This is a genomic window from Halomonas saccharevitans, from assembly GCF_032333995.1.
Classification (GTDB): domain Bacteria; phylum Pseudomonadota; class Gammaproteobacteria; order Pseudomonadales; family Halomonadaceae; genus Halomonas; species Halomonas saccharevitans.
Genome location: NZ_JAVXUR010000003.1, coordinates 449,463 through 476,233, shown reverse-complemented (window position 1 = coordinate 476,233; position 26,771 = coordinate 449,463). Strand labels below are relative to the sequence as shown.

Here is a 26,771-nt window from a genome sequence, read left to right as displayed (position 1 = left end):
CTCTTTTCTGGGCGCTCGGCGCTTGGCCGCCTGGCGCTTACGCGTCGCCCAGCACCTCGGGAATGGTCATGCGCACGTAGCGCCCGGGAGCCGGCTCGAGGATATCGAGCTCGCCGTCGCCGGGCTGGCGCGCCGGCACCAGCTTCTCGGCATCCACATAGCCGTTCTCGGTCATCCACGCTTGCCAGTGCGGCCACCAGGAGCCCTCGTGCTGCTGGGCGCCCTCGAGCCACGCCTCGGCACTGTCAGGCAAGGCGTCGTTGGTCCAGTAGCCGTACTTGTTCTTGCTCGGCGGGTTGACGATCCCGGCGATATGCCCGGAGCCACCCAGCACGAAGGTCACCGGCCCCTTGGGCAACAGCGCGCCGTAGTAGCTGCTGTTCCACTTGGCGATGTGATCCTCGCGAGTGGAGATGAAGTAGCTCGGCGTGGAGATCTTGCGCAGATCGATCTTGACCCCGTCGAGCTCGATCCCGCCGGGCTGCACCAGCCGATTCTCCATGTACATGTGGCGCAGGTACCAGGCGTGGGTGCCGGCCGGCAGGTTGGTCCCGTCGGTGTTCCAGTAGAGCAGGTCGAACGGCGCCGGAGCGTCACCCTTCAGGTAGTTGTTGATGTAGAAGGACCAGAAGAGGTCGTTCTCACGCAGCAGGTTGAAGGAGTAAGCCATGACGCGACCGTCGAGGTAGCCGTCGCGCTCGAGCTTGGCCTCGATGCCCTCGAGCACCGGCTCGCTGAGGAAGACACCGATCTCGCCGGGGTCGCGGAAGTCCTGCAGGGTGGCCATGTAAGTCACCGACTTGACCTTGCGACCGCGGCGCGTGCTGGTCAGGTAGGCCACGGTAGAGGCGGTCAGGGTCCCGCCGATGCAGTAGCTCAGCAGGTTGACCGACTTCTCGCCGGTGGCCTGCTCGATGGCGCCCATGGCGTCGATGGGCCCCAGCTGCATGTAGTCGGCCCAGGTCAGGTCGCGCTGCTCGGGCCCCGGGTTGCGCCAGGAGATCAGGAACACGGTGTGGCCCTGCTCCACCAACCAGCGCACCAGGGAGTTGTCCTGGCGCAGGTCGAGGATGTAGTACTTGTTGATCCAGGGCGGCACTATCAGCAGCGGCGTCTTGTAGGCCTGCTCGGTGGTCGGCGTGTACTGGATCAGCTGAATCAGCTCGTTCTCATAGACCACCGCACCCGGCGTGACGGCGATGTTCTCGCCGATAGCGAAGGCGCTGCGATCGGTCATGGTGACGTTGAGGCCCTCGGCGGAGTTGGCCAGGTCCTCGCGCAGGCGGGCGAGTCCCTCGACCAGGTTCTGGCCACGGGTCTCCTGGGTCTTGCGCATCACCTCGGGGTTGGTGGTCACGAAGTTGGTCGGCGCCATGGCATTGACCAGCTGGCGCGCATAGAAGCCGAGGTTGCGCTTCTGGTCGGCCGAGAGGCCGTCCAGGCGCTCGATCAGATCCTCCACCAGGCGCGAGAACAGCAGGTACTGCTGCATGATCGCCAGGTAGTAGGGATCCTCGCGCCAGGCGTCGTCCTTGAAGCGGCGATCCCCCCGGGCTGGGGTGACCAGCGGCTCGACGTCCTCGCCGGCCAGCCGGCGCAGCGACTGCTGCCACAGCTGGGCCTGGTCCTGGAGCAGCCGCGACTGGGTCTGCCACAGCAGGGGCGGGTTGCGCATCAGCGACTCGGCGCCGGCCTGGAAGCTGCGCCGCATGTCCTCATGGACCGATTCCGCGGCGTCGCTGGGCACCATGCGCGCCAGCAGATCCTGCATCAAGGCCCGATATTCCTCGCCGATCGCCGAGAGCTGGGCGTTCCACGCCTCCAGCTCGGCCGGTGTCGGTGCTTGCACCCCTGCTTGCATTGCCCACTCCTGTTGTTCATCGCGAACGTTCATATCGACCGTTGATAACGCCCCGTGCATGTCGACCACACACGGTGCCGGCCTGGGGGTCGACTCGGCTGCTTACAAACCGCCGCCTCGCGACGCGCAAGGCACGGCCCGAAGACTGACCAGACCGACCGTCCAGATCGACTGGCCAGAACGCCTGGCACCGACACCCGCGGGACGGATATCGGTGCGCGGTGGTGACGATCTAGGAAATCAGCGCTTGCGCGACGAGGACTGGCTGGTCGCCTTGGCGGGCTGCTCCGACGGGGTGCCACCCTCCTTGGCCGCCTGGCCAGCCTTCTCGGCCTGTTCGGCGAGCTGCTTGCCGGACTCGGCGTAGAGCTTCTCCAGCTCGGCCTTGAACTCCAGGCTCATCTCGCTCATGGCCTTGGCGTCCTCGAGCATCTGCTGAGAGAGCTCGTTCATCATCTCGGCCTGGCGGGCACCGAAGTCGCGCACGCTCTCGGCGTCGCTGAGCTCACCGGCATCGCGCATGCGTTCGGTGCCCATCTGGCTGTAGCGCTTCATGGACTCCATCTGATACTGCGTCATCTTCTCCATGTTGTTCAGCATCAGAGAATTGAGCTTGCGCATCGGTTCGAAGAACTGACGGGTCTGCTCGTTGAATGTCTCGATCATCTTGTCCTGCATGTCGAATCCCTCCTGGCGGCTCGATAACGAACGACTTGTTGCACTGCACAAAGCCTAGTCTGCCACTCCGAGGCTTGCAACCGGATAACGGCGCCCCCCGGCGAAGGTCGAAGAGTGGCGCAAGACCGGCCCTCAGCTCTCGCGCTTGCCGCGCGAGCGGGCACTCGCCGTGGAAGCGCGGGAACCGCTGGCGGACGACTTCTCGGAGGACTGGGTCTTCTTCGTGGAGGACGAGGCATCGCCCGAGGAGGCCTCGCCGGACGCGCCGCCGCCGGAGGAGCTGGCCGCGGCCTTGGAGAGCATGTCGAGCATCATCTGCTGGTAGTTGCCGAAGCTCGAGAGGCCCTGGGAGAGCCCCTGCGTCAAGTTCTGCGACAGCCCCTGCTGCTGCAGGAAGGGCTGCATCAGGCTCATCGGGTCGTACCCCTCGACGCCCGACTCCATCTGCTTCTGGATCCGGTCGAGCAGATCCTTCTGGAAGGCCTCCACGTCGGGCAGGCCCAGCGCCTGACGAAATTCCTCGGGGGTCAGGTCGAATTCGACGTTGATCTTCATGGCGTCACTCTTGTGGGTGGACGCCTGAAGTGTAGCAGCCATGCCGCCCGGAACGGCTCAACGCAAGCGGGGGGTCGAGACGTTCACCTCGGCGTTCTGGCCGCGCTGGCGCAGCAGGTGATCCATCAGGGTCAGCGCCATCATCGCCTCGGCGATGGGCGTGGCGCGAATGCCCACGCAGGGGTCGTGGCGGCCCTTGGTGACGATCTCCACCGGCTGACCATGGACGTCGATGGAGCGCCCGGGCGTGGTGATGCTGGAGGTGGGCTTCAAGGCCAGGTGGGCGATGATCGCCTGGCCGCTGGAGATGCCGCCCAGCACGCCGCCGGCATGGTTGGAGAGGAAGCCCTCGGGGGTCATCTCGTCGCGGTGCTCGCTGCCCCGCTGGGCCACCGAGGCGAAGCCGTCGCCGATCTCCACGCCCTTCACCGCGTTGATGCTCATCAGGCCGTGGGCCAGCTCCGCGTCCAGGCGATCGAAGACCGGCTCCCCCAGGCCCGGGGGCACGCCCTCGGCCACCACGCTGATCTTCGCCCCCACCGAGTCCTGGTCGCGGCGCAGCTGATCCATGTAGGCCTCGAGCTCCGGCACCCGCTCGGGGTCGGGACAGAAGAACGGATTCTCGTCCACCGCCTCCCACTGCTTGAAGTCGATGGCGATCGGGCCGAGCTGGCTCATGTAGCCGCGAATGACGATGCCCTGTGCGGCCAGGTACTTCTTGGCGATGGCCCCGGCCGCCACCCGCATGGCGGTCTCCCGCGCGCTGGAGCGCCCGCCGCCGCGGTAGTCGCGGATGCCGTACTTGTGGTGATAGCTGTAGTCGGCGTGGGCCGGCCGGAACTGGTCCTTGATCTTCGAGTAGTCGGTGGAGCGCTGGTCGGTGTTCTCGATCAAAAGGCCGATGGAGGTGCCGGTGGTCACGCCCTCGAAGACCCCGGAGAGGATGCGCACCCGGTCGGCCTCGCGACGCTGGGTGGTGTGGCGAGAGCTGCCGGGGCGGCGACGGTCCAGGTCATGCTGCAGGTCCTCCTCACTGAGCAGCAGGCCCGGCGGGCAGCCATCGACGATGGCCCCCAGCGCCGGGCCGTGGCTCTCGCCAAAGGTGGTGACGGTGAACAGCTTGCCGAAGGTGTTACCGGACATTAGCGCTCCTCCTGGGGTCGGGAGAGATGGGGCGAGAGAGGTGGATCAGGCGAAGGACGCCGCATGGGCGTCGAGTTCGGCGGCGGTCAGGGCGAATACACCCTGGCCGCCGCGCTCGAATTCCAGCCACAGGAAGGGCACCTCGGGGAAGACCGCCTCCAGGTGGTGATCCGAGTTGCCGACCTCGACGATCAGCACGCCGTCGTCGCTCAGGTGGTCGCGGGCCTCGCGCAGGATACGCCGGACGATGTCCAGGCCGTCGTGGCCCGCCCCCAGCGCCAGCGCCGGCTCGTGGCGGAACTCGGCGGGCATGGTCGTCAGGTCGCGGCTGTCCACGTAGGGCGGATTGGAGACGATCAGTTCAAAGCGACGGCCCTCGAGGCCCGCGAAGAGGTCGGACTCCACAGCGCGCACCCGCTCCCCCACGTCGTGGCGGGTAATGTTCTGGCGCGCCACCGCCAGGGCCTCGGGGCTGATGTCGGCCAGGTCGACCTCGCAGGTCGGCAGATGCAGTGCCGTGGCGATGCCGATGCAGCCCGAGCCGGTACACAGGTCGAGCACCCGGGCGGGCGGCTCGTCGGGGAACCAGGCGGCGAAGCCGTGCTCGATCAGCTCGGCGACGGGCGAGCGCGGGATCAGCACCCGCTCGTCGACGCTGAACGGAACACCGGCGAAGAAGGCCTCGCCCAGCAAATAGGGCAGCGGCCGGCGCGTCTCGATGCGCGCCCGCACCAGCGCCACGATGCGCGAGCGCTCCATGGGCAGCAGCCGTGCCTCGAGCACCGCCGGGTCGACGTTCCAGGGCAGGTGCAGGGCACCCAGGGTCAGCGCCACGGCCTCATCCCAGGCGGAGGCGGTGCCGTGGCCGTAATGCAGGCCGGCCAGGTGGAACTCGCTGGCGGCCCAGCGCAGGCAGTCGCGCAGGGTGATCAGGCCTTCGCTCAAGGCCTCGTCGCTCAGCACGAGGGTGGACGTAGACGCGTCGGGGAGAGATTCGGCCACGGGACTTCCTGATGTCGAGGGGTTCGGGAATAAAGACGCCAGATTGTAACCGGGCCCGCGGTTCACAGCCACGGCTGGGGCGGTATACTGGCGGCTCGCTCCTTCACCCGATGGTCCCATGAGTCGAGATCGCCACGTCCCGGACGACGACGAGATCAACGCCTTCCGCCAGGCCCTGCGCGAGGCCGGCGTGCGCCCCATCGCCAGCAACCGGGCCGATCCCGGTCGCCGGCGCCGTGGGGATGCCGCCGCGGCCGAGCGGCGGGCGGCCGCCACCACGGTGGCCGACGAGCTCGCCGGCGGCGGGCGCACCTCGGATGGGCGGGTGGAACCGGTACGGCCCTCGGAGTTCCTCGACTTCGCCCTCCCCGACCTGCCCTGGCGCACGCGCCAGCAGCTCAAGCGCGGGCGCCTCGGCTGGGAGGCGGGGCTCGACCTGCACGGCCACACCCTGGAGGAGGCGCGGGAAGAACTCGAGGCCTTCCTGCGCGATGCCGGCGACCGCCGGCGACGCTGCGTGCTGGTGGTGCACGGCAAGGCCTGGGGCAGCACCCGCGACTACCCGGTGATCAAGAGCCACGTGAACGCCTGGCTGCGGGAGTGGCCCAGCGTGCTGGCCTTCTGCTCGGCCACCACGATCGACGGCGGTACCGGGGCAGTCTACGTGCTGCTGCGCCGGCGCGGCAGCGAGGCCTGAGCGGCTAACCGCCGGCCGGCGACGCGGCACGGCGCCTCAGGACGGCGCCTTCTCCTTCCCTGCTTCTTCCCCCCTGTCTTCGCCCGCGTCCTCTGCCGTCTCCTCGCCCACCGGCTCGACGACGATCGCCTGATCCCCCCAGCCCGGATGGGAGAGCCCCTCGAAGCGGTCCAGCGCGTCCACGGCGAGATGGCGGCCGAGGCTGATCAGCGCCTCGGCGCGGTGAAACTCGTAGGCGCCACACACCGTCTTGGGCACCTCGATCAGCACGTCCGGCGGATAGCCCGCCACCTTGTACTTGGCCAGCGCCGCCTGAGTGATGTCGAAGGAGGCCAGCACCATGTCCAGGCGCCCCCACTCCCGGCGATCACGCTCCATGGCCTCCTCCACCCGACTCTTCTTGACCCCGTCGGCGGACTCGTGGCCGTTGCCGAAACCGTCGAACAGCCGCCGGGCAGCGCCGCGCACCCCATCGATCCAGCTGGCGAAGTCGACGCCGCCGGCATCGCGGGCCTCCTCCCTGGCCTGTTCCTGGGCGGCCTCGTGGGGGGGCAGCAGCTCCTCGAGGCTCACCGGCCGGGGGCTGTGGGCGGTGACGTTGACCGCCATCACGAAATCCGCCTGGGCCGACACCGTGGGGATGATCGGCAGCGGATTGAGTAGCCCGCCGTCGACCAGCACCTGGTCGCCGCGATGCACCGGGGTGATCACCCCGGGCACGGCGATGGAGGCGCGGATCGCCTCGAGCAGCGAGCCGCTCTGGAACCACACCTCGCGCTGGCGGGTCAGGTCGGTGGCGACGGTGGTCACGTCGATATTCAGGTCCTCGATGCGTATATCGTCGACCAGGCTCTCGAGCTTGCTCATCACCTTGTTGGCGCGCATGGCGCCCATCGGGCTCCAGGTGACGTCGACCAGCCGCAGCACGTCGAAGTAGTCGAGCTGGCAGACCCAGTCGCGGTAGGCGGCGAGCTTGCCCGCCGCGTAGACCCCGCCGACCAGGGCGCCCATGGAGCAGCCCGAGATCGCCACCACGCGGTAGCCGCGGGCCTCGAGCTCCTCGATCACCCCGATGTGGGCGTAGCCGCGCGCCCCGCCGCTGCCGAGCACCAGGGCGACCGTCTTGTCCCGGGGGCTTGTGACCTGCTGCTGTCGATTCATGATCCGTCCTCCCTCTCGTGCCTGCGCTCTTGCGTTCGCTCAGAGGAGGCATGCCAGTCGGCGATGACCCTCGCCACCTCCCCCGCGGCCGCCGGCTCCAGATGCAGGTGATGCCCGCCCGGCAGCACACGGCGCGAGAGGTTCGCCACCGCGGCTCGAGCCCAGCGTGCCCGCGGCCGGTCGCCGAGGATGCCGGTCGCCCCCTCCACCAGCAGCACCGGCGCGCGCAGCGCGCAGAGCATGGCGGAGAGCTGCTCGGGGCACAGCCGCACCGGTGAGGGGCGCAGCAGGCGCGCATCGGTGCGCAGGCGGACGCGACCGCCGGGCAGCTCCTCGAGGTTGCGAAGCATCAGCGGGCGTGCCGTCTCGGCATCGATGGGCGTCGCCCCGCCGGCGACTCGCGCCGCCACCGCGGCCTCATTATCAGGATAGCTCGGTGCTCGGGAGCCAGAAGCGCTCGATGTCCGGGCGCCTGAAAGGCTCGGCGCCCGGGAGCGAGCGCGCCGCTCGGCAAGCAGCGCCTTGCGCAGCTGGGCAGGGGCGTCGTCGGCCGCCGTGGTCAGCGCGCCGAGGCCATCGATCAGCACCAGCGTCTCGACCCGTTCGGGCAGTGCGGCCGCCGCCAGGCAGGCCACCCCGGCGCCCATGGAGTGGGCCAGCAGGGTCAGCCGCGAGAGGCCGAGCTCGTCGCCGGCATCGAGCAGGTCGTGGACGTAGTCCCATAGCGCATAGCCGCCGTCGTGGTGCGCCGACTGGCCGTGGCCTGCGAAGTCGAGGGCCACCACGCGAATCCCGAGGCGCTCGACCAGGCGTGGAGCCAGGCGCGAGAAGCTCGCGGCGTTGTCCAGCCAGCCGTGCAGGGCGAGCCAGGAGGGGGCCTCGGGATCGCCCCAGGCCAGGGCGGCCAGGCGCCCATCGGCCAGGCGCAGGCGCTGGGGCTGAGACTCGGACTGACAATGAGGCTCGCTCATGAGGGCCGCCCGATCAGCTCATCGATCATCGCCACCAGGGTCGTGCGGGTCTCCTCGGGAACCTCCATGGGGAACATGTGCCCCCCCGAGACCTCGGCGACGCGCACCCCGCGGCGGCGCAGCCGGCGCCGGCGGTGGGGGGTGAGCACCCGGGAGTCGCGGCCGGCCAGCACGCCGAGGGGGACCTGGACTCGCGCCGGCAGGTCATCCAGGTGGTCGGGCAGGTGGCGAAAGATCTGCACCTCGATGTCGGGGTCGTAGACCAGCACCACCCGGCCGTCGTCGAGTTCCCGGGTGCCACCGTCCACGTAGTCGTGAAGGGCCTGGTCGGTGAAGCCGCGAAAGAGCCCGCGGCTGCGCAGGTAGTGCGTCATGGCATCCCGGCTGGGCCAGCTGTCGCGTCGCCCCAGGGTACGGCCGGCCGGGGTGACGCGATCGGCCAGGCCGAGCCGCTTGGCGGCCTTCATGACCACGGCGTCCAGGCCAAGCATCAGCGGCGGGTCGAGCATCACCACGCCGCAAAAGCGCTCGGGGGCGCGCTCGGCGGCCATGGCCATGAGCACCCCGCCCATGGAGTGTCCGACGCCGATAACCGGCCCAGACAGCTCGGCGAGGTGCTCGAGGAGTTCGTCGCGCAGGGCCAGCCAGTTGTGCCCCACCGGGAAATCGGGATGATGGCCGAGGCGATCCAGCGGATGCACATCGAAGCGCTCGGCCAGCGGCGACAGGAAGCTGCGATAGCTCTGCCCCGGGAAGCCGTTGGCGTGGGCGAAGACGAGGGGAGGACGCGAGGTCTGGTCGATTCGGCTCATGAAGGCTCCTTCTGGGGGCAGCCGGCCGGTGCCCTTCTGGCGATAGCAGGCTAACGGGATTACCATGTTTCGCCAAGTCGTCCTTTGGCGACAACCCCACCGAGAGGAGCTTACCGTGGCCGATTCCCGAAAGCCCACCCGCGATACCCGCGCCCGCAACCGGGTGTTCTTCATCACCGTGATCACCGCTGTGATCGTCGGCCTGTGGCTGGCGCGCTAGGCCATGGGGCTTTCGGCGCTCTTCCTGCAGACCCTCGAGATCACCCTGCCGGTCTTCGCCATGGTGTTCATCGGCCTGGGGCTGAAGCGCGCCCGCTGGATCGATCCCGGTTTCGTCTCCACCGCCTCCCAGCTGGTGTTCAAGGCGACCCTGCCGACGCTGGTCTTTCTCAGCATCATCCGCGCCGACCTCGAAGCCAGCCTCGACCCGGCCCTGCTCGGCTTCTACGCCCTGGCGACGCTCGCTAGCGTCCTTTTCTGCTGGGGATGGGCGAGCCTGCGGGTGCCCTACCGGGAGCGCGGCGTCTATATCCAGGGGGCCTTTCGCGGCAACTGCGGCATCGTCGGCCTGGCGCTCGCCGCGGGCATGTACGGCGACGTCGGCCTCTCCACCGGCAGCCTGCTGCTGGGAGTGGTGATCCTGACCTACAACACCTGCTCGGTGATCGTGCTGGTCGCCTATCAGCAGGATCGGCAGCAAGAGCAGCGCACCGACTGGCGCAGCATGCTGCGCCATATCGTTACCAACCCGTTGATCCTCGCGGTAGCGGCGGCGGTGCCGGTGGCGGCATCCGGCTGGTCGCTGCCCGGCTGGCTGGCCACCTCCGGCGACTACTTCGCCTCGCTGACCCTGCCGCTGGCGCTGATCTGCATCGGCGCCACGCTCTCGTTCGGCGAGGTGCGTCACTCCGGTCGCCTGGCGCTCGGCGCCAGCCTGCTGAAGATGGTCACCTTGCCCGCGCTCACCACCGGCGCCGCCTGGCTGGTCGGCTTCGAGGGCCCGGCGCTCGGCGTGATGTTCCTTTTCTTCTCAAGCCCCACCGCCGCCGCCGCCTTCGTGATGGCCAAGGCGATGGGCGCCAACGCGGCGCTCACCGCCAATATCGTCGCCCTGACCACGCTGATGGCGAGCCTGACGATCACCCTAGGCGCCTTCGGCCTGACCGCCGCCGGGGTGATGTAAGGGCGATCCAGGCTCCGCTCAGCGGTCGGCGACGGTGCCGCGCGCCTCGGTGCCCTCGACCACCTCGAACTGCTCAATGCCGCCGCCCTCGGCGGTGGCCTCGGGTGGCAGAGGATCGGCGTGGGCGCGCTTGAAGTCGTCGCTGCCGACCCAGGCGCGAAAGGCCGCCTGACTCTCCCACTCAGTCTCCACTACGTAGGGCGCCTGGTTGCCCTGGGGGCGCAGCACACGCATGGCGACGAAGCCTGGCTGGGTGTCGATCTCCCCGGCCCGGGCGCGAAAGCGCGCCTCGAACGCCTCCTCGAAGCCCGGATTCACATGGATACGGTTGTTGACGATATAGCTCACGGGACCTCCTGGTCGTTGATGTCGGCGGGCGAAACGAGGCGTCGCAGACGGGCACATCCCGCCGCGCGCACCTCGGCCGTGAGTTCGGCCACGGCGGCCGTGGCGAAGCCGGGGCCGCGCTCGGCCCGCCCCTCCACCAAGAGCCCGGTGAGCGCGGCGACCAGCGGCATGTGGCTGACCAGCATCAGCGGGCGATCGTCGGCCTCGTCGAGCAGCCAGTCGATCACCGCCCCGGGCGCGTCGTCGGGGGTGATCAGCGCCAGGGTCTCGACCTCGAGTCCCAGCGGCTCGGCGATGCGCTGAGCGGTCTGGCGGGCCCGCACATAGGGGCTCGCCACCAGGCGCAGGCGCGTCGCGTCGAGATCCGTGCGCGAGGCGAGCCAGCGGCCCATGCGCTCGGCCTCGCGCTCGCCACGCGCGGTGAGGACGCGCTCGGCATCCGGCGCGCCGGGCGCGGCCTCGCCGTGGCGCATGATCAGCAAGCGCTGGTCTCTTGTTGCGGTCATGCCGCCCCTCCGCCGTCGCGACGATCCTGCTGAACGTCGGAGCGCGGCAGCACGAACTCCACGTCACTGCTCTGCTCGCCCTGCATCAGCAGCCGCGCCATCTCCCGGGCCGGCACGCCCGCGAAGAGCACCTGATAGAGGCCTTCGGCGAGCGGCATGTAGACGCCGTCCTCGCGCGCCTTGTCGCGCACCAGGCGCACGGTGTTGACGCCCTCGGCCACCTGGCCCAGGGCCTCCACGGCCTCCTCGAGGGTCTTGCCCTCACCCAGGGCCTGGCCCACGCGATAGTTACGGGAAAGCGCCGAGGAGCAGGTAACGATCAGGTCGCCGACGCCGGCCAGCCCCAGGAAGGTCATGGGGTTGGCGCCCTGGTTCACGGCGAAGCGGCTCATCTCGGCCAGCGCCCGGGTCATCAGCATGCTGCGAGTGTTCTCGCCCATGCCCAGCGCCGCCGCCATGCCCGCAGCGATGGCGTAAATGTTCTTCAGCGCGCCGCCCAGCTCCACCCCGAATCGGTCGTTGCTGGCATAGACCCGGAAGTAGTCGCAGCCCAGCGCCGTCTGCACGCGTGTGCGGGTCTCGGCGTCGTCACTGGCGATCACCGTGGCGGTGAGCTGCTTCTGGGCGACCTCCGAGGCGAGGTTCGGCCCCGAGATCACGCCGATGTGGGGAAAGCCGGTCTCCTCCTCGAGGAGCTCGCTCATCAGCTTGAAGCCCTCCTCCTGGATGCCCTTGGTGGTGCTGACCAGTATCTGACGCGCGTCGAGCCAGGGGCGCGCCTGGCGCACCACCTCGCGGAAGGCCTTGGAGGGAATCGACACCAGCACCAGGCCGGCGCCCTCGAGCACCTCGTCCATGGCGGTGGAGGCCACCACCGCTGGGTTGATGGCGTAGTCGGGCAGGTAACGGCCGTTGCGGTGTTCGCGGTTGATCTGCGCCGCCAGATCGGGATCGCGTAGCCACTGGCGCACCTCGGCCCCGTTGTCGGCGGCGATGCTCGCAAGCGCCGTGCCGAAGCTGCCGCCGCCGAGCACCGCCACGCGCATGGGTTGGTCTGACATGATCGCCCCGGGAAACTGAATGGATGGGGAGATTGTAACGAAAAAACGCCCCGTAAAGGGGCGTGTCAGCGAGCCTTGAGGGGGTTGGTCGATAGACGGCGGCGCCCGAGCCGGCATCCGGCCCGGGCGCGTCGGGGTCAGTCGACCAGGTGCAGCAGCGAGTCGATGCTCGATCTGGCATCGCCGTAGAACATCCGGGTGTTCTCCTTGAAGAACAGCGGATTCTCGATGCCGGAGTAGCCGGTCCCCTGGCCGCGCTTGCAGACGAACACCTGCTTGGACTCCCAGACCTTCAACACCGGCATGCCGGCGATCGGGCTGTTGGGATCCTCCTGGGCCGCGGGATTGACGATGTCGTTGGAGCCGATGACGATCACCACGTCGGTGGTGGGGAAGTCATCGTTGATCTCGTCCATCTCCAGCACGATGTCGTAGGGCACCTTGGCCTCGGCCAGCAGCACGTTCATGTGCCCGGGCAGGCGGCCTGCCACCGGGTGGATACCGAAGCGCACGTTCTTGCCCGCGGCGCGCAGCTTGCGAGTCAGTTCGCTGACCGCGTTCTGGGCCTGGGCCACCGCCATGCCGTAGCCAGGCACGATGATCACGCTGTCGGCATCGTTGAGGGCGCTTGCCACGCCGCCGGCATCGATGGCCACCTGCTCGCCCTCGATCTCCGCCGCGGGGCCCTGGCTGCCGCCGAAGCCGCCCAGGATGACGTTGATGAAGTTGCGGTTCATCGCCTTGCACATGATGTACGACAGGATCGCACCCGAGGAGCCCACCAGGGCGCCGGTGACGATCAGCAGGTCGTTGGAGAGCGTGAAGCCGATGGCCGCCGCGGCCCAGCCGGAATAGCTGTTGAGCATCGACACCACCACCGGCATGTCGGCGCCGCCGATGCCCATGATCAGGTGATAGCCGATGAAGAACGCCAGCCCCGCCAGCACCAGCAGGGTCCAGAAGCCCGCGCCGTTGAGGTAGAGGATGGCCAGCAGCAGCGAGAGCGCCGCTGCGCCGGCGTTGAGCAGGTGCCCGCCGGGCAGCTGCTTGGGCTTGCCGTCGATCTTGCCGGCCAGCTTGCCGAAGGCGATCACGGAGCCTGTAAAGGTCACCGCGCCGATGAAGATGCCCAGCACCACCTCGACCTGCAGGAAGGTCAGTTCGGCCGGGGTCTTCTCCGCCACCAGGGCGGCGAAGGCCGAGAACTCCTGGGACGTGGCCTCGATGGCGCGCGCCGCCATGACACGGCGCCGCTCCAGGTCGGCGTTCCAGGCTACGAACACCGCGGCCAGGCCGACGAAGCTGTGCAGCGCCGCCACCAGCTGCGGCATCTCGGTCATGTCGACCTTGCCGGCCACGTAGACGCCGATGCCCGCCCCGATGACCATCATGGGGATCATCCACCAGTAGCCGCCGATGCCCGGCCCGAAGGCGGTGAAGAACACCGCCACGGCCATGCCGACGATGCCGTACCAGACGGCGCGCTTGGCCTTCTCCTGGTTGCTTAGCCCCCCCAGCGAGAGGATGAACAGAACACTTGCCGCGATCGCCGCGGCAGATACGAATCCTTGACCCAACATGTCGTGTCTCCGCCGCTCAGGATTTCTGGAACATGGCCAGCATCCGGCGTGTCACCAGGAAGCCACCCACGATATTGATGGATGCGATCAGCACCGAGATCGCCGCCAGCACGCCGACCACGACGCTGCCCGAGCCGATCTGCAGGACCGCCCCGAGGATGATGATGCCGGAGATGGCATTGGTCACCGCCATCAGCGGGGTATGCAGCGAGTGGCTGACGCCCCAGATCACCTGGAAACCGACGAAGCAGGCGAGCACGAAGACGATGAAGTGCTGCATGAAGGAAGCCGGGGCCACCTGGCCGAGCAGCATCATCAGCGCGCCGCCCACCGCCAGCAGGGTCACCTGGCGCTTGGTCTGCGCCTTGAAGGCGGCGTGCTCGGCGGCCTTCTTCTCCTCCGGCGTTGGCTCCTTCTCCTTGGGCTTGGGCTTGGCGGCGCCGATGGCCTTCACCTTGGGCGGCGGCGGCGGGAAGGTGACCTCCCCCTGGTGGGTCACCGTGGCGCCACGGATCACGTCGTCCTCCATGTCGTGCTCGATCACGCCCTCTTTCTCGGGGGTCAGGTCGGTCAACATGTGGCGGACGTTGGTGGCGTAGAGCAGCGAGGACTGGGTCGCCATGCGCGAGGGGAAGTCGGTGTAGCCGACCACCGTCACCCCGTTGTCGGAGACCACCTTCTCGTCGGCCCGCGTCAGGTCGCAGTTGCCGCCCTTCTCGGCCGCCAGGTCGATGATCACCGAGCCGGGCTTCATGGCCGCGACCATGTCCTCCAGCCACAGCTTGGGCGCCGGCTTGCCGGGAATCAGCGCCGTGGTGATGACGATATCGACATCCGGCGCCTGCTCACGGAAGCACTCGAGCTGCTTCTCGCGGAATTCGGGGCTGGAGGGGGCCGCGTAGCCACCGCTCTCGGAACCGTCCTGGCTGTCCTCGAAGTCGAGAAACAGGAACTCGGCGCCCATGGACTCGATCTGCTCCGAGACCTCGGGACGCACATCGAAGGCGCGCACCACGGCGCCGAGGCTGGTCGCCGTGCCGATGGCGGAGAGCCCCGCCACGCCGGCGCCGATCACCAGCACCTTGGCGGGCGGGACCTTGCCGGCCGCGGTCACCTGGCCGGTGAAGAAGCGCCCGAAGTTGTTGCCCGCCTCGATCACCGCCCGGTAGCCGGCGATGTTGGCCATCGACGACAGCGCATCCATCTTCTGGGCCCGCGAGATGCGCGGCACCATGTCCATCGCCACCACGGTGGCGCCCTTGGCGCGGCACGCCTCCAGCATCGACTCGTTCTGGGCCGGCCAGAAGAAGCTGATCAGGGTCTGGCCCTCACGCAGGCGCTCGGCCTCCTCCTCGAGGGGCTCGCGGACCTTGATCACCACCTCGGCCTCGGTCCACAGCGCTTCGGCGTCGTCGACCACGGTAACGCCGACATCGCGGTAAGCGGCGTCGTCGAAGCCCGCCGCCGCACCGGCACCGGTCTCGATGAGGCAGTCGTGTCCCAGTTTCTGGATGAACTTCGCGCTGTCAGGGGTCAGCGCGACACGCGCCTCTCCCTTGGCGAGCTCCTTGGGTGCACCAATCTTCACGTTGGATCTCCCGCTAGTTATTGGAATCTTGCATGGGTCAGAACAGATATTCATACCTGAGCATGCCGCGATGCACAACAGCCAGACGAAGGTCGCGGCCGGCCGCAAGGCCGCCGCCATACCCGCCTGAAAACGCCGCTGAGAACCTTGACGCGAACGGCAACCCGCGGTGCGACACCAACGCAAAAAGGCCGCCCGAAGGCGGCCTCATCATGAAGCGACATCGCGGTCGAGACCGCTGTCAGGCTGGCGTTCAGGCGCCCAGCAGGGCGTTGAGACGCTTGACGTAAGCGGCAGGGTCATCGAGATGGCCGCCCTCGGCGATGATCGCCTGATCGAGCAGGATGCGTGCCAGGTCCTCGAAGCCGTCGCCCTCGACGCCCTCGAGGCGAGCCACCAGAGCGTGCTCGGGGTTGAGCTCGAGGATCGGCTTGACCTCGGGCATCGTCTGGCCAGCGGCCTCCATGATGCGACGCATCTGGAAGCCCATCTCGTGCTCGGGCAGTACCACGCAGGCCGGGGAGTCGGTGAGGCGATGGGTCACCTTGACCTCCTGGACCTCGTCACCCAGCGCCTCCTTGACACGCTTGACCAGATCCTCCTTGGCCTTGGCGGTCTCCTCCTGCGCCTTCTTCTCCTCCTCGTCCTCGATCTCGCCGAGGTCGAGATCGCCCTTGGCGACGTCGACCAGGCGCGTGCCCTCGAACTCGGTGAGGTGGCTCATCAGCCACTCGTCGATGCGGTCGTGGAGCAGCAGCACCTCGATACCCTTCTTGCGGAAGACCTCGAGATGGGGGCTCGACTTGGCCGCATTGAAGCCGTCGGCGACGATGTAGTAGACCTTCTCCTGGCCCTCCTTCATGCGCGAGACATAGTCGGCCAGCGACTGGTCCTGGGTGGCGCTGTCGGTGTGGGTGCTGGAGAAGCGCAGCAGGCCGGCGATCTTCTCGCGATTGGCGTGATCCTCCGCCGGGCCTTCCTTGAGCACGCTGCCGAAGGTGTTCCAGAAGGTCTGGTAAGCCTCGGGATCCTTGGCCAGCTTCTTGAGCATGTCCAGCGAGCGCTTGGTCAGGGCGCTCTTGATCTTGTCGACCTGCGGATCCTGCTGCAGCAGCTCGCGGGAGACGTTCAGCGACAGGTCACGGGTATCCAGCACGCCCTTGATGAAGCGCAGGTAGAGCGGCAGGAACTGCTCGGCGTCGTCCATGATGAAGACGCGCTGCACGTAGAGCTTCACCCCGCGGGCGCCGTCGCGCTCGTAGAGATCGAAGGGCGCGCGGCCCGGCACGTAGAGCAGGCTAGTGTATTCGAGCTTGCCCTCGACCTTGTTGTGGCTCCAGGTCAGCGGATCGCTGAAGTCGTGGGCCACGTGCTTGTAGAAGGCCTTGTACTCATCGTCGCTGAGCTCGCTCTTGGGGCGTACCCACAGCGCGGTGGCCTCATTGACGGTCTCCCAGGTAGTGGTCTCGCTGCCCTCGATCTCGTTGCCGTCCTCATCGCGGGCGGTCTCGACCTTGGGCATGCGCACCGGCACCTCGATGTGGTCGGAGTACTTGCGCACCAGGCTCTGCAGGCGGAAGTCGTCGGCGAACTCGCCGGCATCTTCCTTGAGGTGCAGGACGATCTCGGTGCCGTGGGTCTCGCGCTCGATATCGGCGACGGTGAACTCGCCCTCGCCCTTGGAGTGCCACTCGACGCCCTCGCCCTGCTCGGTGCCCGCCTTGCGGGTGCGCACGGTGATGTCGTCGGCGACGATGAAGCCGGAGTAGAAGCCGACGCCGAACTGGCCGATCAGCCGGGCATCCTTCTGCTGCTCGCCGGAGAGCTGCTTGAGGAACTCAGCGGTGCCCGAGCGGGCAATGGTGCCGAGGTTCTCGATCACCTCGTCGCGGTTCATGCCGATGCCGTTGTCGCGCACGGTGACGGTGCCCGCCTCGGCGTCGTGCTCGATCTCGATGCGCAGCTCGCTGTCGCCTTCATAGAGGGCATCGTTGTCCAGCGCCTGATAGCGCAGCTTGTCGCAGGCGTCGGCGGCGTTGGAGATCAGCTCGCGCAGGAAGATCTCCCTGTTGGAATACAGGGAGTGGATCATCAGGTGCAGCAGCTGCTTGACCTCGGTCTGGAAGCCGAGGGTTTCTTCATGGGTGGCAGTGGTCATGTGGCTCGGACCCCTTTTTCGACATGACAATGGTGGCGGCGCCACCGATGTGGAACTGTCGTCGATATGGGGCCCGTCGTGGGCTTTTCAAGCACCCCGTCACGCTTATCTGGCGGATGGGTCGCCGAGCACGAAGTGCAGGCGCGCGGTGGCGATCGGGACGCCCTCGCGCTCCTGCCAGGCCGTGACCTGGACGTTGCCCAGGCGCCGCCCCTCGCGCAGCAGGGTGCAGCGGGCCAGGGTCGGCACCACCCGGGCGGTGCGCAGGTAGTCGATGGAGAGATCGACGATGCGCGGCAGGCGCGGTTCCCGAGCGGCCAGCATCAGGTCCAGGGTCGCGGCGGTCTCCATGAAGGCAGCCACCACCCCGCCATGCAGTGCCGGCAGCAGGACGTTGCCGACGTTCTCCTCGCGGGGATCGAGGCGAAACAGCAGGCCCTCACCATCCGGATCCGCCTCGGCCGTGACGCCGATGCGTCGGGCATAGGGCATCAGCGCCAGCCACGCCTGGACGTCGCCCTCGGCACGGGTGCGTGCCAGCCATTCGACGTCGTGGAAGCCATCACGCATGGTCGCTCTCCTCGAAAGGGGGCGCGTCGATCGGCGCCTCGGCGAACAGCGCCTCGGCAAAGCCCGGCGGCGTATTGCGCGGGCCCAGGCGCACGAAGTTGCCGATGCCTCGCGCCAGCGGCCCCGCCTGCTGGCGAAGTGTGCCCTCGGTGAAGACCACCGAGGCGGTGACCCGCACCACCCGCGCCTCGGCGATGATCGCCTGCCCGGCCACGCCCGGCCGATAGTGGTCGACGCGCAGATCGAGGGTCGGGCAGACCTCCGGCGCCGGCAGCGCCGGCAACACCGCCGAGCCGCAGGCGGTATCGAGCAGCATGGTCAGCACCCCGCCGTGCACCAGCCCTCGGGGGGCGTCGCCGAGCAGGTCATCGTGCCAGGGCAGGCGCAGGGTGACCCCCTCGGGCGTCGCCTCGAGCACCTCGAGGCCGAGTGCGCGGGTATGGGGAATGACCGCGACGAAGCGCGCCAGGGCGCGTCGCCAGTCGGCGGCGCTGGGGGTGTGATCGGGGGGCATGCGGACCTCGTGGGACGCCTGTCGAGAGAGATTCAAACGAGCGTATCAGGGCAGGCGTTCGTCGTCGCGTCGACCTTCGCCGGGGGCCTTGCCCGCGCCCTCGCGCCAGGCGCGATAGCATGCCAGGTGGCGATCGACCCGGGTCAGCAGCCAGCCGACGATCACCACGTCGTCGACCAGGCCGAGCAGCAACAGCACGTCGGGGATCAGGTCGAGCGGTGAGATCAGGTACCCAAGCGCCACCAGCATCCACAGGAAAGCGCCCCAGGGCACCGGCCGGTAGCGACGCAGCAGCACGTCGCGGGTCATGGGCAGGAAGAGCCGCAGGGCGCGACCCATCTGGCCCAGCACGCGGGAGCGTCGACGCAGGCGCTCCCCCCACCATCCACCGCTGAACCTGGCCATTTCCTCTCCTTGCCGCCACGCACGAGTCCCGCTACACGATAGAATATCCCCACGGCGCCGAACAGCCGGCGTCTGTCGGGCCACGGCGACACTACTCAAGGCCGCCACCATCGGCCACCATGGCCGGCCGACGATCGCGAACCGCAAGAGGTCACCCCATGCTCCCGACATTCGGTCACTGCAAGACCCTGATCGCCACCACCCTGTGCTGCCTGCCCCTGCTCGCCCAGGGCAATGACCGCGCCATGCAGGATGCCCTGCAGGCCGCGCGCAGCCAGCAATGGCAGAAGATCGATCAGCGCGCCATCGAGGGTCACGTGCTGGCCGGCTACGTCGAGTACCACCGTCTCAAGGCGCGCCTGCCCGGCGCCGAACCCGAGGCGGTACTGGCCTTCATCGAGCGCCACGACGATGCCCCGCTGGGGAAGTGGCTGCGCGGCCAGGCCATCGAGCAGTATGGCGAGGCGGGGCGCTACGAAAGCCTCAGGGCGGTGGCCGACGGCGTGCCCGCGGGCACCGAGCGGCAGTGCCACTACTACACCGCCCAGCTCGGCGCCGACCCGCAGGCGGCCGCCGAGGGGGGCCGCGAGCTGTGGCGGGTCGGCCGTTCCCAGCCGGAGGCCTGCAATACCCTCTTCGACACCCTGCGAGCCCAGGGAGAGATCGATCAGCAGGCGATCTGGGAGCGCATGACCCTGGCCTGGCAGGCTGGCGAAACCGGGCTTGCCGACTACCTCGGCCGCATGCTGGGCCGGGACTGGCAGAATGGCCGCACGGCCATGAGCATGCTGAAAAAGGACTTCTCCGCCGTCACCCGCACCCCCGCCTGCCTAGGACCGGAGTGCCGCGGCACCAGCGCGCTGTATGCCGCCGCCATGCACGGCTTCACCCGGGCGGATACCGAGGCCGCCCTGGAGGCCTGGCGCAAGCTCTCCCCCCACCTCGCCCTGCAGGCCCGCCATCGCCGGGCGATCGAGCACGACCTGGCCTTCTACTCCATGGTACGCGAGGTCGACCAGAACCTCGGCTGGGTCGACGAGCTGCTGACGCGACGCGATGACGATGACCTGCTCGAACTGCGGGTAAGGACGGCGCTTGGCGATCGCGACTGGACCGGGGTCATCGCCTGGATCGGGCGGATGGACGAGGCGCAGCGCGACGAGAGTCGCTGGCAGTACTGGCTGGCGCGGGCCCGTGAACAGCAGGGCAACGACGATCTGGCACGCGAGGCCTACGCCCGGGCCGCCGGGGAGCGCAACTTCTTCGGCTTCGCCGCCGCCGATCGACTCGATCGCCCCTACGCCCTCAATCAGGCGCGCCACCGGATCGACGAAGCGACCCGCCAGGCGGTGGCCGAGTGGCCAACCGTGCGTCGCACCGAGGCGCTCTTGCGCATCGGCGAGCCGGGGCTCGCCGCCAGCGAGTGGTATGCCGCCGCGGCGCGCGGCAGCGAAGAGCAGGCCCGCCTGCTCGCCGACTATGCCCAGCAGCGCGGCTGGCAGGCCCGGCTGGTGCAGACCACCATCGCCGGCAAGCTGTGGGACGACCTGGCGTGGCGTTTCCCCGAGGCCTATCGCGATCACTTCCTGCACTGGGGCCGCCAGACCCGCGTCGACCCCTATCTGCTGATGGGTATCGCCCGGCGTGAGAGCGCCTACAATCCCGATGCGCTGTCGCCGGCCGGGGCCCGTGGCCTGATGCAGCTGATGCCGGGCACCGCCACCCAGGTCAGCCGGCAGCTCGGCATGAACGACCCGGGGCCCTATGGCGTGCTCGACCCCGCCGTCAACATCCGCCTGGGCAGTACCTACATCCGCGACATGCTCGACCGCTACCAGGGCAACCGCCTGGCCGCCACGGCGGCCTACAACGCCGGCCCCCACCGCGTCGATCGCTGGCTGCGCGAGGCGCCGCAAGCGTTCGACCTCTTCGTCGAGAGCATCCCCTTCCGCGAGACCCGTGACTACGTGCAGGCCGTGCTCGCCTATCGGGTGATCTTCGAGAGCCTGGCCAACGGCGGCGACAGCACCGGCGTCTCGCTGCTGACCCCGGCGGAAACCTCGGGGCGCTACGACCGCTCGCTGCTGGCCAGCAACTGAGCCCAGGCGCGTTGCACCCCACACCCCTAACGCCAGCGGCCCCGGGATTTCCCGGGGCCGCTGGCGTTTCGACATCCGTCTCAGGCCGGCGAGCGCGTCAGCGCCAGCTTGATGCCGAAGCCCACCAGCACGGCCCCGGTCAGGCCGTTGAGCCAGCGCGTGAACGCCGAGCTGGAAAGCCACTGGCCGGCGCTGCCGACCATCGCCACGATGCCGATCTGCCACAGGTTGGCCACCACGAAGTGCACCCCGGCCAGCCACAGCGACTTGGCGAGCGCCGGATCCCCCGGGGCGATGAACTGCGGCAGGAAGGCCATGTAGAAGACCACCGTCTTGGGGTTGAGCACGTTGGAGAGCAGCCCCTCGCGCACCGGCCGCCACAGCGGCACCGGCGCGCGCTGGGTCGCGACGCCGGCCACGGGTAGTCCCTGTCCCCGCCGGGCGGCCAGCAGGCTCGCCACGCCCAGCCACACCAAGTAGGCGGCCCCCGCCAGCTTGAGCACGCCGAAGGCCCAGGCGGATTGCAGCAGGATCAGCGAGATGCCGAGCGCCGAGACCGTGGCGTGCACGAAGAGGCCACAGCAGATGGCCAGGCTAGTGGCCACGCCGTCGCGCCAGCCGCCCCGCGCGGTATTGCGGATCACCAGCAGGGTATCCACCCCGGGGCTCATGCTGAGCAGTGTGATGGCGACCAGGAACGACCAGAACTGCGCGTCGATGAACATACCACCCTCCAACCTCATTCACCCCATGCTCACGAAGGCCTTGGCCTTCAACGATAGAACGCGCCCGACGATCAGCCGCTGAAGATGCCGCGGCGGGCATGGCGCATGGAGATCTGGTCGTTGAGGGTCCAGAAATCGTAGAGCACCCCGAGCCCGAAGAGGCCGAAGGTCAGCAGGTAGAGGATGCCGGTCAGCCACTTGCCGAGATAGAAGCGATGAATGCCGAACACCCCCAGGAAGGTCAACAGCAGCCAGGCCAGGGTGTAGTTGGTCGGGCCGGCCTGGAAGCGCAGGTCCGCCTGGCGGTCCATGGACGGGATCAGGAACAGGTCGATCAGCCAGCCGATGCCGAGCAGCCCCAGGGTGAAGAACCAGAGTGTGCCGGTGACCGGCTTGCCGTAGTAGAAGCGGTGGGCGCCGAGAAAACCGAACAGCCACAGCAGGTAGCCGACCACCTTGCTGTGGGTGTCGCTGGAGGCGAGTTGCGGATGGGTCATGAGGGCTCTCTTTTCGGTGATGATTCTGGCGAGATGGAGGCTGGACGCTCACGGGCTTTCCATCTACAGTGTTTTTGCGGGCGGCAGCGCCAGTCTCCCTGCGACACCGTGTTGACGCAACCCTGGCGCTGTAGCACTATCCGCTGCGTTGGTCAGCCAGCAGAAAAGTCGTCAGCTGTACTTCGATTCCTTCGATATACCCGGTGCGCACTTGCTTCTGGTTCTGCCCACGCATTACGGGTCCATGGCGAGGTCGGTCCTCTCCTGGCCCAGCACCATTATTTGTTAGTTAAGGAAATCGACAATGGCAACTGGCACTGTCAAGTGGTTCAACGATACCAAGGGCTACGGCTTCATCTCTCCGGACGACGGCGGTGATGATCTGTTCGCTCACTTCTCCGAGATTCAGGCTGAAGGCTTCAAGTCCCTGCAGGACGGCCAGAAAGTCACCTTCGAAGTGACCCAGGGCAAGAAAGGCCTTCAGGCCTCCAACATCCGCGCCGCCGACTAAACCCCGGTTGACACGGAGACGACCGGCCGGCATCACCGTCCGAGCGTCGCAGAGAAAGGCCCACCTTTGGTGGGCCTTTTTCGTTTTCGACGACCGGCAGGCAAGCGTGCTCAGTCTTGTTCGCCTGAGCTCGCCTCGATGTCGAGCTCGGAAGAGGCACCCGGCGCCTGGCGCTCGGCCCGTTGGAACTGCTCCTCGATCTGGCGGCTCGCCTCTTCGAAGCGCTTCTCGGTCTCCTCGATGATGGCGTTGACCTCATCCTCGCCGAGCTCGTCCGGCAGCGTCGAGACTTCATCCGGCAGCGGCGAAGACTCCTCCAGGACCGAGTCCAGATCGGCCGAGGCCTCCGCCTCGGGGATCGGCTCGCGTTCGGGCCGCTGCCGCTCCGCCTGCTCGAACTGCTCGTCGATGCGACGACTGGCTTCCTCGAAGCGCTGCTCGGTCTCCTCGAGGATGGCATCGACGTCGGTGCGGCTCGTCTCGCCGGGCAGCGACTCATCCATCGTCACGGCCTCGACATCGCCCTCTGTCTCGGCGGCGATTTCGCCCTGCTCTGTCGCCGTATCTGTCGCCGCATCTGTCGCCGCCTCGGTGGGCTGCTCAGTCTCGGACGGCGCCTCGGGGGCTTGATCGGCGAGCTGTGCCTCGGGTTGCTCGGTGGACGTCTCACTCACGGTCGACGCCTCGCTCGCGGGCGGCTCCTCGGCCGTCGGGGGCGTCGGCTCGGCCGGCTGGCTCGCTGTCTGCTGCGTCCCATCGCTCTCCGACGGTGTCGGCGTGTCGTCGCCGCTGTCACATCCGGCGAGCCCCGCGACCAGCGCCAGGGCCGAGACCAGCGGCATCCAGGGTTTCATGGTCATTCTCCTGTTCCTGCCGATAAAGGGGCGCCATTGCACCAGAGCCCCCTCACGGCCGCAAGGTGACGGCTCGCCTCAGGTGGCGAACAGCTGGCCGGCGATATCGCGAAAGGCCTTGAACTCGATGGCATTGCCGCTGGGGTCGCGGAAGAACATGGTGGCCTGCTCGCCGGGCTCACCGCGAAAGCGCAGGTAGGGCTCGATCTCGAACCGCAGGCCCGCCGCGGTAAGCCGGTCGACCAGGGCTTCCCAGTCGGTCATCTCCAGTACCACGCCGAAGTGCGGGACAGGCACGCCGTGACCGTCGACCGGATTGCGATGGTCGTCAAGGCCCTGCTCGCCCAGCGCCGGGTTCAGGTGGCAGACAAACTGGTGACCATAGAGGTTGAAATCGATCCAGGTGTCGCTGGAACGCCCTTCGGGGCAGCCCAACAGGTCGCCGTAAAAGCACCGGGCCTCATCGAGGTCACGGACCTGAACGGCCAGGTGAAAGGGGGTGAGCATTGCGAGGTCCTCTGCCGATGAGAGATGAGAAAGGCTCCCTCATCATGCCGTCTCGCCGGCCGACTCGCCAGCGGCGTCTCCGTCCGTGCGGGCCGCACGGGAGAGCAGCGGGCAGCTCGACGACACCGCCAGCGATAGCGCTCCGGGCTCGATGGTCACCGTGAACCCCTTGCGCCGGGCGGGCTCGCCATCCAGGGTCAGCGGCACCCCCTCATCGGCCTCGAAGGCGAGCCAGTCGACCCGCAGGGTATCGACGTGGCTGCCTCGAGCGGGACGCGTCTCGAGCTCGTGACGCATGGCGCGCAGCTGGGTCAGCGAGCCGATGTCGTGCAGGATCAGCACATCGAGGCGCCCATCGTCCAGCGAGGCCTGCGGCGTCAGCACGTGCCCCCCGCCCGACTGTCGCCCATTGCCGATGGCCAGCAGGCAGACCTCGACCCGGCGTTCGCCATCCTGCCAGCGAAGCCGCCCGGCATAGTGATTGATGTGCCAGGCCTTGACGGCACCGATCAGCGAGTAGGCTCCGCCGCCGAGGAGACGCTTCAAGCCCTTGGGCGTGGACGAGGTAATCTCGGCACCGAAGCCGGCGGTGGCCATGTTCAGGAAGTGCCAGTCGTCCAGGCGAGGCACGTCGATGCGATGCGCCGGCAGGCTCAGGGCCGCCTCGAGGGCCGGCTCGCAGGTCAGCGGAAGGCCCACCGAGGTGGCGAAATCGTTGGCGCTGCCCAGGGGCAAGATGCCGAGCACGGGGCGGCGCTCGCGCGGCACGCGCATCAGGCCGTTGACCACCTCGTTGACGGTGCCGTCGCCGCCGCCGGCGATCACCCGATCGACGCCGTCGCGGGCGGCCTGCTTGGCCATGCGCTCGGCATCGCCGGCCTCCCAGGTGACGCACACCTCGAGGGCATCGCCTGCCGCCCGCCGCGCGAAGACCGCCTCGCGCACCTCCGGCAGCTGCGCCGACTTGCCATTGAGGATCAGTCTGGCCATGTGCTCTCCCCTGCCCGTGCATTCCTGGTCCGCGCCAGCCCACCCCGACTCACGCAGACTCACCCTGTCACGCCCGCGTCATCGCCGACGCGCATACACCAAATCATGAATGCCATTCACCCTACGACTTCCCTACACTATCCGTCTTGCCGAAGATTGCTAACAGGGAGTGTGCATGATCGAACCGGCCTTTCTTCTCGCAGCCTTCCTCGGCGGCATGTCCGCGATGCTGCTGCGGCTGCCGCCCATGGTGGGCTTTCTCGCCGGCGGTTTCGCGCTCAACGCGCTGGGGTTCGACAAGACCCCGATGCTCGAAACCCTGGCCGACATCGGGGTCGTGCTGCTGCTGTTCAGCATCGGCCTGAAACTGGACGTGCGCACCCTACTTCGCCGCGACGTCTGGGGCGGCGCCTCCCTGCACATGCTGGCCTCGACCCTCGTGATGGTGGCGCTGCTGGCGCTGATCAAGTGGCTGGGTCTCTCGCTGCTGGCCGACACCGGCTGGCACACTCTGGCTCTGCTCGGCTTCGCGCTCTCCTTCTCGAGCACCGTCTTCGTGGTCAAGGTGCTGGAGAAGCGCAGCGAGACGCAGACCGCCTATGGACGGCTGGCCATCGGCGTGCTGATCATGCAGGACATCTTCGCGGTGCTCTTCATCACCGCCTCCACCGGGGAGCTGCCGAGCCCCTGGGCCCTGGGCCTGCTGCTGCTGCTCCCGCTGGCCCCCGCTCTGCGCGCCCTGCTGGACCGACTCGGCCACGGCGAGATGCAGATGCTGTTCGGCATGCTGCTGGCGCTGGTGCTGGGCTACGCGCTGTTCGAGTCCGTCGGCGTTAAGGGCGATCTTGGCGCGCTGATCATCGGGCTGCTGCTGGCGCCCCACCCCGCCGCCCAGACGTTGGCGCGCTCGATGTTCAGCCTCAAGGAGCTGCTGCTGGTGGGCTTCTTCCTGAGCATCGGGCTGACGGCCATGCCGAGTGCCGAGATGCTCGGCGCGGCCCTGCTGCTGCTGCTGATCCTGCCGCTGAAGAGCGTCATCTATCAGGCGATCTTCATGCGCTTCAAGATGCGCCACCGCACCTCGGTGCTGGCCACTCTCAGCCTGACCAACTACTCGGAGTTCGGCCTCATCGTCGGCGCCATCGCGGTCTCCAGCGGCTGGCTCTCGGGGGACTGGCTGGTGGTGATCTCCCTGGCCGTGGCGCTCAGCTTCGGTCTGTCGGCCGTCCTCAACGGCGTGAGCGAGCGGGTCTATCGCTGGCTGGAACCGCGGCTGCCACGGATCAGCGTCGGCGAGCTCTCGCCCAGCGACCGCCCCATCGAGGTCGGCGACGCCGAGGCGGTGGTGCTCGGCATGGGGCGCATCGGCCGCAGCGTCTATCGTCGCCTGCAGAAGGAGTATGGCCTGCGCGTGCTGGGCATCGACAGCAACCCCCAGAGCGTCAAGACATTGAGCCGCCGCGGCTTCAATATCCTCGAGGGCGACGCCGTGGACTCGGACTTCTGGGACAAGCTCTTGATGTCCCGCGACGTGCAGATGGTGGTACTGGCGATGCCTCACCACGCGGGCAACCTCTTCGCCCTCAAGCAGCTGCGCTCACGCGAATTCCCGGGGCGCATCACCGCCGTGGTCGAGTATCCCGAGGAGATCGAGCCGATCCGCGAGCTGGGGGCCAATGCGGTCTTCCACGTCTACGACGAGGCCGGCCGGGCATTGGCCGACAGCGCCGCCGAGGAGGCCGGCGTGGTATCCAAGGCCAGCCAGCTGGGGTGAGGACATGAGCGACCGGCGGAT

Annotated in this window: 27 protein-coding genes; 5 read left to right on the top strand and 22 right to left on the bottom strand. The window is 68.2% G+C overall.

The genetic code is table 11. The features are described 5' to 3' along the window. Positions 1-37: 37 nt before the first annotated feature. The 5 genes from phaC to prmB form a co-directional block, all read right to left on the bottom strand. Positions 38-1,861 (bottom strand): class I poly(R)-hydroxyalkanoic acid synthase, encoded by a 1,824-nt coding sequence (gene phaC, locus RSO68_RS10260; RefSeq protein WP_315586519.1) that lies wholly within the window; start codon positions 1,859-1,861, stop codon positions 38-40. A 240-nt stretch (positions 1,862-2,101) separates the two neighbouring features. Continuing rightward, positions 2,102-2,539, bottom strand: a complete 438-nt coding sequence (locus RSO68_RS10255; RefSeq protein ID WP_089847214.1) for a phasin family protein — start codon at positions 2,537-2,539, stop codon at positions 2,102-2,104. Positions 2,540-2,671: 132 nt separating this feature from the next. Next, positions 2,672-3,094 carry a hypothetical protein gene (locus RSO68_RS10250; protein ID WP_315586518.1) on the bottom strand — a complete coding sequence of 141 codons (423 nt, stop codon included), beginning with the start codon at positions 3,092-3,094 and terminating at the stop codon, positions 2,672-2,674. A gap of 57 nt (positions 3,095-3,151) precedes the next feature. Beyond that, entirely contained in the window at positions 3,152-4,237 is a 1,086-nt protein-coding gene (aroC, locus tag RSO68_RS10245) for a chorismate synthase (protein WP_315586517.1), read from the bottom strand. A 45-nt stretch (positions 4,238-4,282) separates the two neighbouring features. Continuing rightward, complete coding sequence (prmB, locus tag RSO68_RS10240) at positions 4,283-5,239, bottom strand: 50S ribosomal protein L3 N(5)-glutamine methyltransferase (protein WP_315586516.1); 957 nt, start codon at positions 5,237-5,239, stop codon at positions 4,283-4,285. 118 nt (positions 5,240-5,357) lie between these two features. Between prmB and RSO68_RS10235 the strand changes: the two genes are divergently transcribed. Further along, positions 5,358-5,936: a Smr/MutS family protein gene (locus RSO68_RS10235; RefSeq protein WP_315586515.1), complete on the top strand. Its 579-nt coding sequence runs from the start codon at positions 5,358-5,360 to the stop codon at positions 5,934-5,936. A 36-nt stretch (positions 5,937-5,972) separates the two neighbouring features. Here RSO68_RS10235 and RSO68_RS10230 read toward each other — a convergent pair whose 3' ends face one another. The 3 genes from RSO68_RS10230 to RSO68_RS10220 are packed head-to-tail and all read right to left on the bottom strand — an operon-like array spanning position 5,973 to position 8,880. Further along, positions 5,973-7,097 (bottom strand): patatin-like phospholipase family protein, encoded by a 1,125-nt coding sequence (locus tag RSO68_RS10230; protein WP_315586514.1) that lies wholly within the window; start codon positions 7,095-7,097, stop codon positions 5,973-5,975. Next, positions 7,094-8,068 (bottom strand): alpha/beta fold hydrolase, encoded by a 975-nt coding sequence (locus RSO68_RS10225; RefSeq protein WP_315586513.1) that lies wholly within the window; start codon positions 8,066-8,068, stop codon positions 7,094-7,096. Before RSO68_RS10225 ends, RSO68_RS10230 begins: the two co-directional genes overlap by 4 nt. Next, positions 8,065-8,880, bottom strand: coding sequence for an alpha/beta fold hydrolase (locus tag RSO68_RS10220; RefSeq protein WP_315586512.1), 816 nt, complete (start codon positions 8,878-8,880; stop codon positions 8,065-8,067). Before RSO68_RS10220 ends, RSO68_RS10225 begins: the two co-directional genes overlap by 4 nt. A gap of 223 nt (positions 8,881-9,103) precedes the next feature. Here RSO68_RS10220 and RSO68_RS10215 point away from each other — a divergent pair, with 223 nt between their 5' ends. Continuing rightward, positions 9,104-10,063 (top strand): AEC family transporter, encoded by a 960-nt coding sequence (locus tag RSO68_RS10215; protein ID WP_315586511.1) that lies wholly within the window; start codon positions 9,104-9,106, stop codon positions 10,061-10,063. An 18-nt stretch (positions 10,064-10,081) separates the two neighbouring features. Here RSO68_RS10215 and RSO68_RS10210 read toward each other — a convergent pair whose 3' ends face one another. The 9 genes from RSO68_RS10210 to RSO68_RS10170 all read right to left on the bottom strand — a co-directional run bounded on the left by RSO68_RS10210 (position 10,082) and on the right by RSO68_RS10170 (position 18,793). Beyond that, a complete protein-coding gene (locus RSO68_RS10210; protein ID WP_315586510.1) occupies positions 10,082-10,411 on the bottom strand; it encodes an antibiotic biosynthesis monooxygenase family protein in 330 nt (109 codons plus the stop codon). Next, entirely contained in the window at positions 10,408-10,917 is a 510-nt protein-coding gene (sixA, locus tag RSO68_RS10205; RefSeq protein ID WP_315586509.1) for a phosphohistidine phosphatase SixA, read from the bottom strand. Before sixA ends, RSO68_RS10210 begins: the two co-directional genes overlap by 4 nt. After that, the gene (locus RSO68_RS10200; RefSeq protein WP_089847195.1) at positions 10,914-11,978 is read right to left on the bottom strand and encodes an NAD(P)H-dependent glycerol-3-phosphate dehydrogenase; all 1,065 of its coding nucleotides are present in this window, start codon (positions 11,976-11,978) and stop codon (positions 10,914-10,916) included. Before RSO68_RS10200 ends, sixA begins: the two co-directional genes overlap by 4 nt. Positions 11,979-12,115: 137 nt before the next feature. Further along, on the bottom strand, positions 12,116-13,558 hold the full coding sequence (locus RSO68_RS10195) for an NAD(P)(+) transhydrogenase (Re/Si-specific) subunit beta (protein WP_089847193.1): 1,443 nt from the start codon (positions 13,556-13,558) through the stop codon (positions 12,116-12,118). 16 nt (positions 13,559-13,574) lie between these two features. Beyond that, positions 13,575-15,146, bottom strand: a complete 1,572-nt coding sequence (locus RSO68_RS10190) for a Re/Si-specific NAD(P)(+) transhydrogenase subunit alpha (protein ID WP_315586508.1) — start codon at positions 15,144-15,146, stop codon at positions 13,575-13,577. Positions 15,147-15,399: 253 nt separating this feature from the next. Continuing rightward, the gene (gene htpG / locus RSO68_RS10185) at positions 15,400-17,304 is read right to left on the bottom strand and encodes a molecular chaperone HtpG (RefSeq protein ID WP_315586507.1); all 1,905 of its coding nucleotides are present in this window, start codon (positions 17,302-17,304) and stop codon (positions 15,400-15,402) included. Positions 17,305-17,409: 105 nt separating this feature from the next. Further along, the gene (locus RSO68_RS10180) at positions 17,410-17,874 is read right to left on the bottom strand and encodes a PaaI family thioesterase (protein WP_315586506.1); all 465 of its coding nucleotides are present in this window, start codon (positions 17,872-17,874) and stop codon (positions 17,410-17,412) included. Beyond that, positions 17,867-18,388 (bottom strand): PaaI family thioesterase, encoded by a 522-nt coding sequence (locus RSO68_RS10175; protein WP_089847186.1) that lies wholly within the window; start codon positions 18,386-18,388, stop codon positions 17,867-17,869. Before RSO68_RS10175 ends, RSO68_RS10180 begins: the two co-directional genes overlap by 8 nt. Positions 18,389-18,433: 45 nt before the next feature. Then, positions 18,434-18,793, bottom strand: a complete 360-nt coding sequence (locus RSO68_RS10170) for a YkvA family protein (protein WP_089847184.1) — start codon at positions 18,791-18,793, stop codon at positions 18,434-18,436. A 158-nt stretch (positions 18,794-18,951) separates the two neighbouring features. On the opposite strand from RSO68_RS10170, the gene RSO68_RS10165 reads away from it, so the two are divergent. Further along, positions 18,952-20,892, top strand: a complete 1,941-nt coding sequence (locus RSO68_RS10165) for a transglycosylase SLT domain-containing protein (RefSeq protein ID WP_315586505.1) — start codon at positions 18,952-18,954, stop codon at positions 20,890-20,892. An 80-nt stretch (positions 20,893-20,972) separates the two neighbouring features. Here RSO68_RS10165 and RSO68_RS10160 read toward each other — a convergent pair whose 3' ends face one another. Together RSO68_RS10160 and RSO68_RS10155 are read right to left on the bottom strand one after the other, a co-directional pair. Then, positions 20,973-21,617 (bottom strand): LysE family translocator, encoded by a 645-nt coding sequence (locus RSO68_RS10160; protein ID WP_089847181.1) that lies wholly within the window; start codon positions 21,615-21,617, stop codon positions 20,973-20,975. A 71-nt stretch (positions 21,618-21,688) separates the two neighbouring features. Continuing rightward, a complete protein-coding gene (locus RSO68_RS10155; protein ID WP_315586504.1) occupies positions 21,689-22,114 on the bottom strand; it encodes a TM2 domain-containing protein in 426 nt (141 codons plus the stop codon). A 304-nt stretch (positions 22,115-22,418) separates the two neighbouring features. Between RSO68_RS10155 and RSO68_RS10150 the strand changes: the two genes are divergently transcribed. Beyond that, positions 22,419-22,625: a cold-shock protein gene (locus RSO68_RS10150; protein WP_040187864.1), complete on the top strand. Its 207-nt coding sequence runs from the start codon at positions 22,419-22,421 to the stop codon at positions 22,623-22,625. A 110-nt stretch (positions 22,626-22,735) separates the two neighbouring features. On the opposite strand, the gene RSO68_RS10145 is transcribed toward RSO68_RS10150, so the two are convergent. From RSO68_RS10145 to yegS, 3 genes are all read right to left on the bottom strand, one after another. Next, positions 22,736-23,479: a hypothetical protein gene (locus tag RSO68_RS10145; RefSeq protein WP_315586503.1), complete on the bottom strand. Its 744-nt coding sequence runs from the start codon at positions 23,477-23,479 to the stop codon at positions 22,736-22,738. A gap of 78 nt (positions 23,480-23,557) precedes the next feature. Then, positions 23,558-23,986 (bottom strand): VOC family protein, encoded by a 429-nt coding sequence (locus RSO68_RS10140; RefSeq protein ID WP_089847175.1) that lies wholly within the window; start codon positions 23,984-23,986, stop codon positions 23,558-23,560. 42 nt (positions 23,987-24,028) lie between these two features. Continuing rightward, positions 24,029-24,976 carry a lipid kinase YegS gene (yegS, locus tag RSO68_RS10135; protein ID WP_315586502.1) on the bottom strand — a complete coding sequence of 316 codons (948 nt, stop codon included), beginning with the start codon at positions 24,974-24,976 and terminating at the stop codon, positions 24,029-24,031. Positions 24,977-25,151: 175 nt separating this feature from the next. Here yegS and RSO68_RS10130 point away from each other — a divergent pair, with 175 nt between their 5' ends. Continuing rightward, entirely contained in the window at positions 25,152-26,750 is a 1,599-nt protein-coding gene (locus RSO68_RS10130; RefSeq protein ID WP_315586501.1) for a cation:proton antiporter family protein, read from the top strand. Positions 26,751-26,771 lie beyond the last annotated feature (21 nt).

What these genes read in the sequence shown, in the direction of transcription:
- phaC (WP_315586519.1), bottom strand. Translation starts at nt 1,861, where the DNA reads ATGCAAGCAGGGGTGCAAGCACCGACACCGGCCGAGCTGGAGGCGTGG.
- RSO68_RS10255 (WP_089847214.1), bottom strand. Translation starts at nt 2,539, where the DNA reads ATGCAGGACAAGATGATCGAGACATTCAACGAGCAGACCCGTCAGTTC.
- RSO68_RS10250 (WP_315586518.1), bottom strand. Translation starts at nt 3,094, where the DNA reads ATGAAGATCAACGTCGAATTCGACCTGACCCCCGAGGAATTTCGTCAG.
- aroC (WP_315586517.1), bottom strand. Translation starts at nt 4,237, where the DNA reads ATGTCCGGTAACACCTTCGGCAAGCTGTTCACCGTCACCACCTTTGGC.
- RSO68_RS10235 (WP_315586515.1), top strand. Translation starts at nt 5,358, where the DNA reads ATGAGTCGAGATCGCCACGTCCCGGACGACGACGAGATCAACGCCTTC.
- RSO68_RS10230 (WP_315586514.1), bottom strand. Translation starts at nt 7,097, where the DNA reads ATGAATCGACAGCAGCAGGTCACAAGCCCCCGGGACAAGACGGTCGCC.
- RSO68_RS10225 (WP_315586513.1), bottom strand. Translation starts at nt 8,068, where the DNA reads ATGAGCGAGCCTCATTGTCAGTCCGAGTCTCAGCCCCAGCGCCTGCGC.
- RSO68_RS10220 (WP_315586512.1), bottom strand. Translation starts at nt 8,880, where the DNA reads ATGAGCCGAATCGACCAGACCTCGCGTCCTCCCCTCGTCTTCGCCCAC.
- RSO68_RS10215 (WP_315586511.1), top strand. Translation starts at nt 9,104, where the DNA reads ATGGGGCTTTCGGCGCTCTTCCTGCAGACCCTCGAGATCACCCTGCCG.
- sixA (WP_315586509.1), bottom strand. Translation starts at nt 10,917, where the DNA reads ATGACCGCAACAAGAGACCAGCGCTTGCTGATCATGCGCCACGGCGAG.
- RSO68_RS10200 (WP_089847195.1), bottom strand. Translation starts at nt 11,978, where the DNA reads ATGTCAGACCAACCCATGCGCGTGGCGGTGCTCGGCGGCGGCAGCTTC.
- RSO68_RS10195 (WP_089847193.1), bottom strand. Translation starts at nt 13,558, where the DNA reads ATGTTGGGTCAAGGATTCGTATCTGCCGCGGCGATCGCGGCAAGTGTT.
- htpG (WP_315586507.1), bottom strand. Translation starts at nt 17,304, where the DNA reads ATGACCACTGCCACCCATGAAGAAACCCTCGGCTTCCAGACCGAGGTC.
- RSO68_RS10180 (WP_315586506.1), bottom strand. Translation starts at nt 17,874, where the DNA reads ATGCGTGATGGCTTCCACGACGTCGAATGGCTGGCACGCACCCGTGCC.
- RSO68_RS10175 (WP_089847186.1), bottom strand. Translation starts at nt 18,388, where the DNA reads ATGCCCCCCGATCACACCCCCAGCGCCGCCGACTGGCGACGCGCCCTG.
- RSO68_RS10170 (WP_089847184.1), bottom strand. Translation starts at nt 18,793, where the DNA reads ATGGCCAGGTTCAGCGGTGGATGGTGGGGGGAGCGCCTGCGTCGACGC.
- RSO68_RS10165 (WP_315586505.1), top strand. Translation starts at nt 18,952, where the DNA reads ATGCTCCCGACATTCGGTCACTGCAAGACCCTGATCGCCACCACCCTG.
- RSO68_RS10160 (WP_089847181.1), bottom strand. Translation starts at nt 21,617, where the DNA reads ATGTTCATCGACGCGCAGTTCTGGTCGTTCCTGGTCGCCATCACACTG.
- RSO68_RS10155 (WP_315586504.1), bottom strand. Translation starts at nt 22,114, where the DNA reads ATGACCCATCCGCAACTCGCCTCCAGCGACACCCACAGCAAGGTGGTC.
- RSO68_RS10150 (WP_040187864.1), top strand. Translation starts at nt 22,419, where the DNA reads ATGGCAACTGGCACTGTCAAGTGGTTCAACGATACCAAGGGCTACGGC.
- RSO68_RS10145 (WP_315586503.1), bottom strand. Translation starts at nt 23,479, where the DNA reads ATGAAACCCTGGATGCCGCTGGTCTCGGCCCTGGCGCTGGTCGCGGGG.
- RSO68_RS10140 (WP_089847175.1), bottom strand. Translation starts at nt 23,986, where the DNA reads ATGCTCACCCCCTTTCACCTGGCCGTTCAGGTCCGTGACCTCGATGAG.
- yegS (WP_315586502.1), bottom strand. Translation starts at nt 24,976, where the DNA reads ATGGCCAGACTGATCCTCAATGGCAAGTCGGCGCAGCTGCCGGAGGTG.
- RSO68_RS10130 (WP_315586501.1), top strand. Translation starts at nt 25,152, where the DNA reads ATGATCGAACCGGCCTTTCTTCTCGCAGCCTTCCTCGGCGGCATGTCC.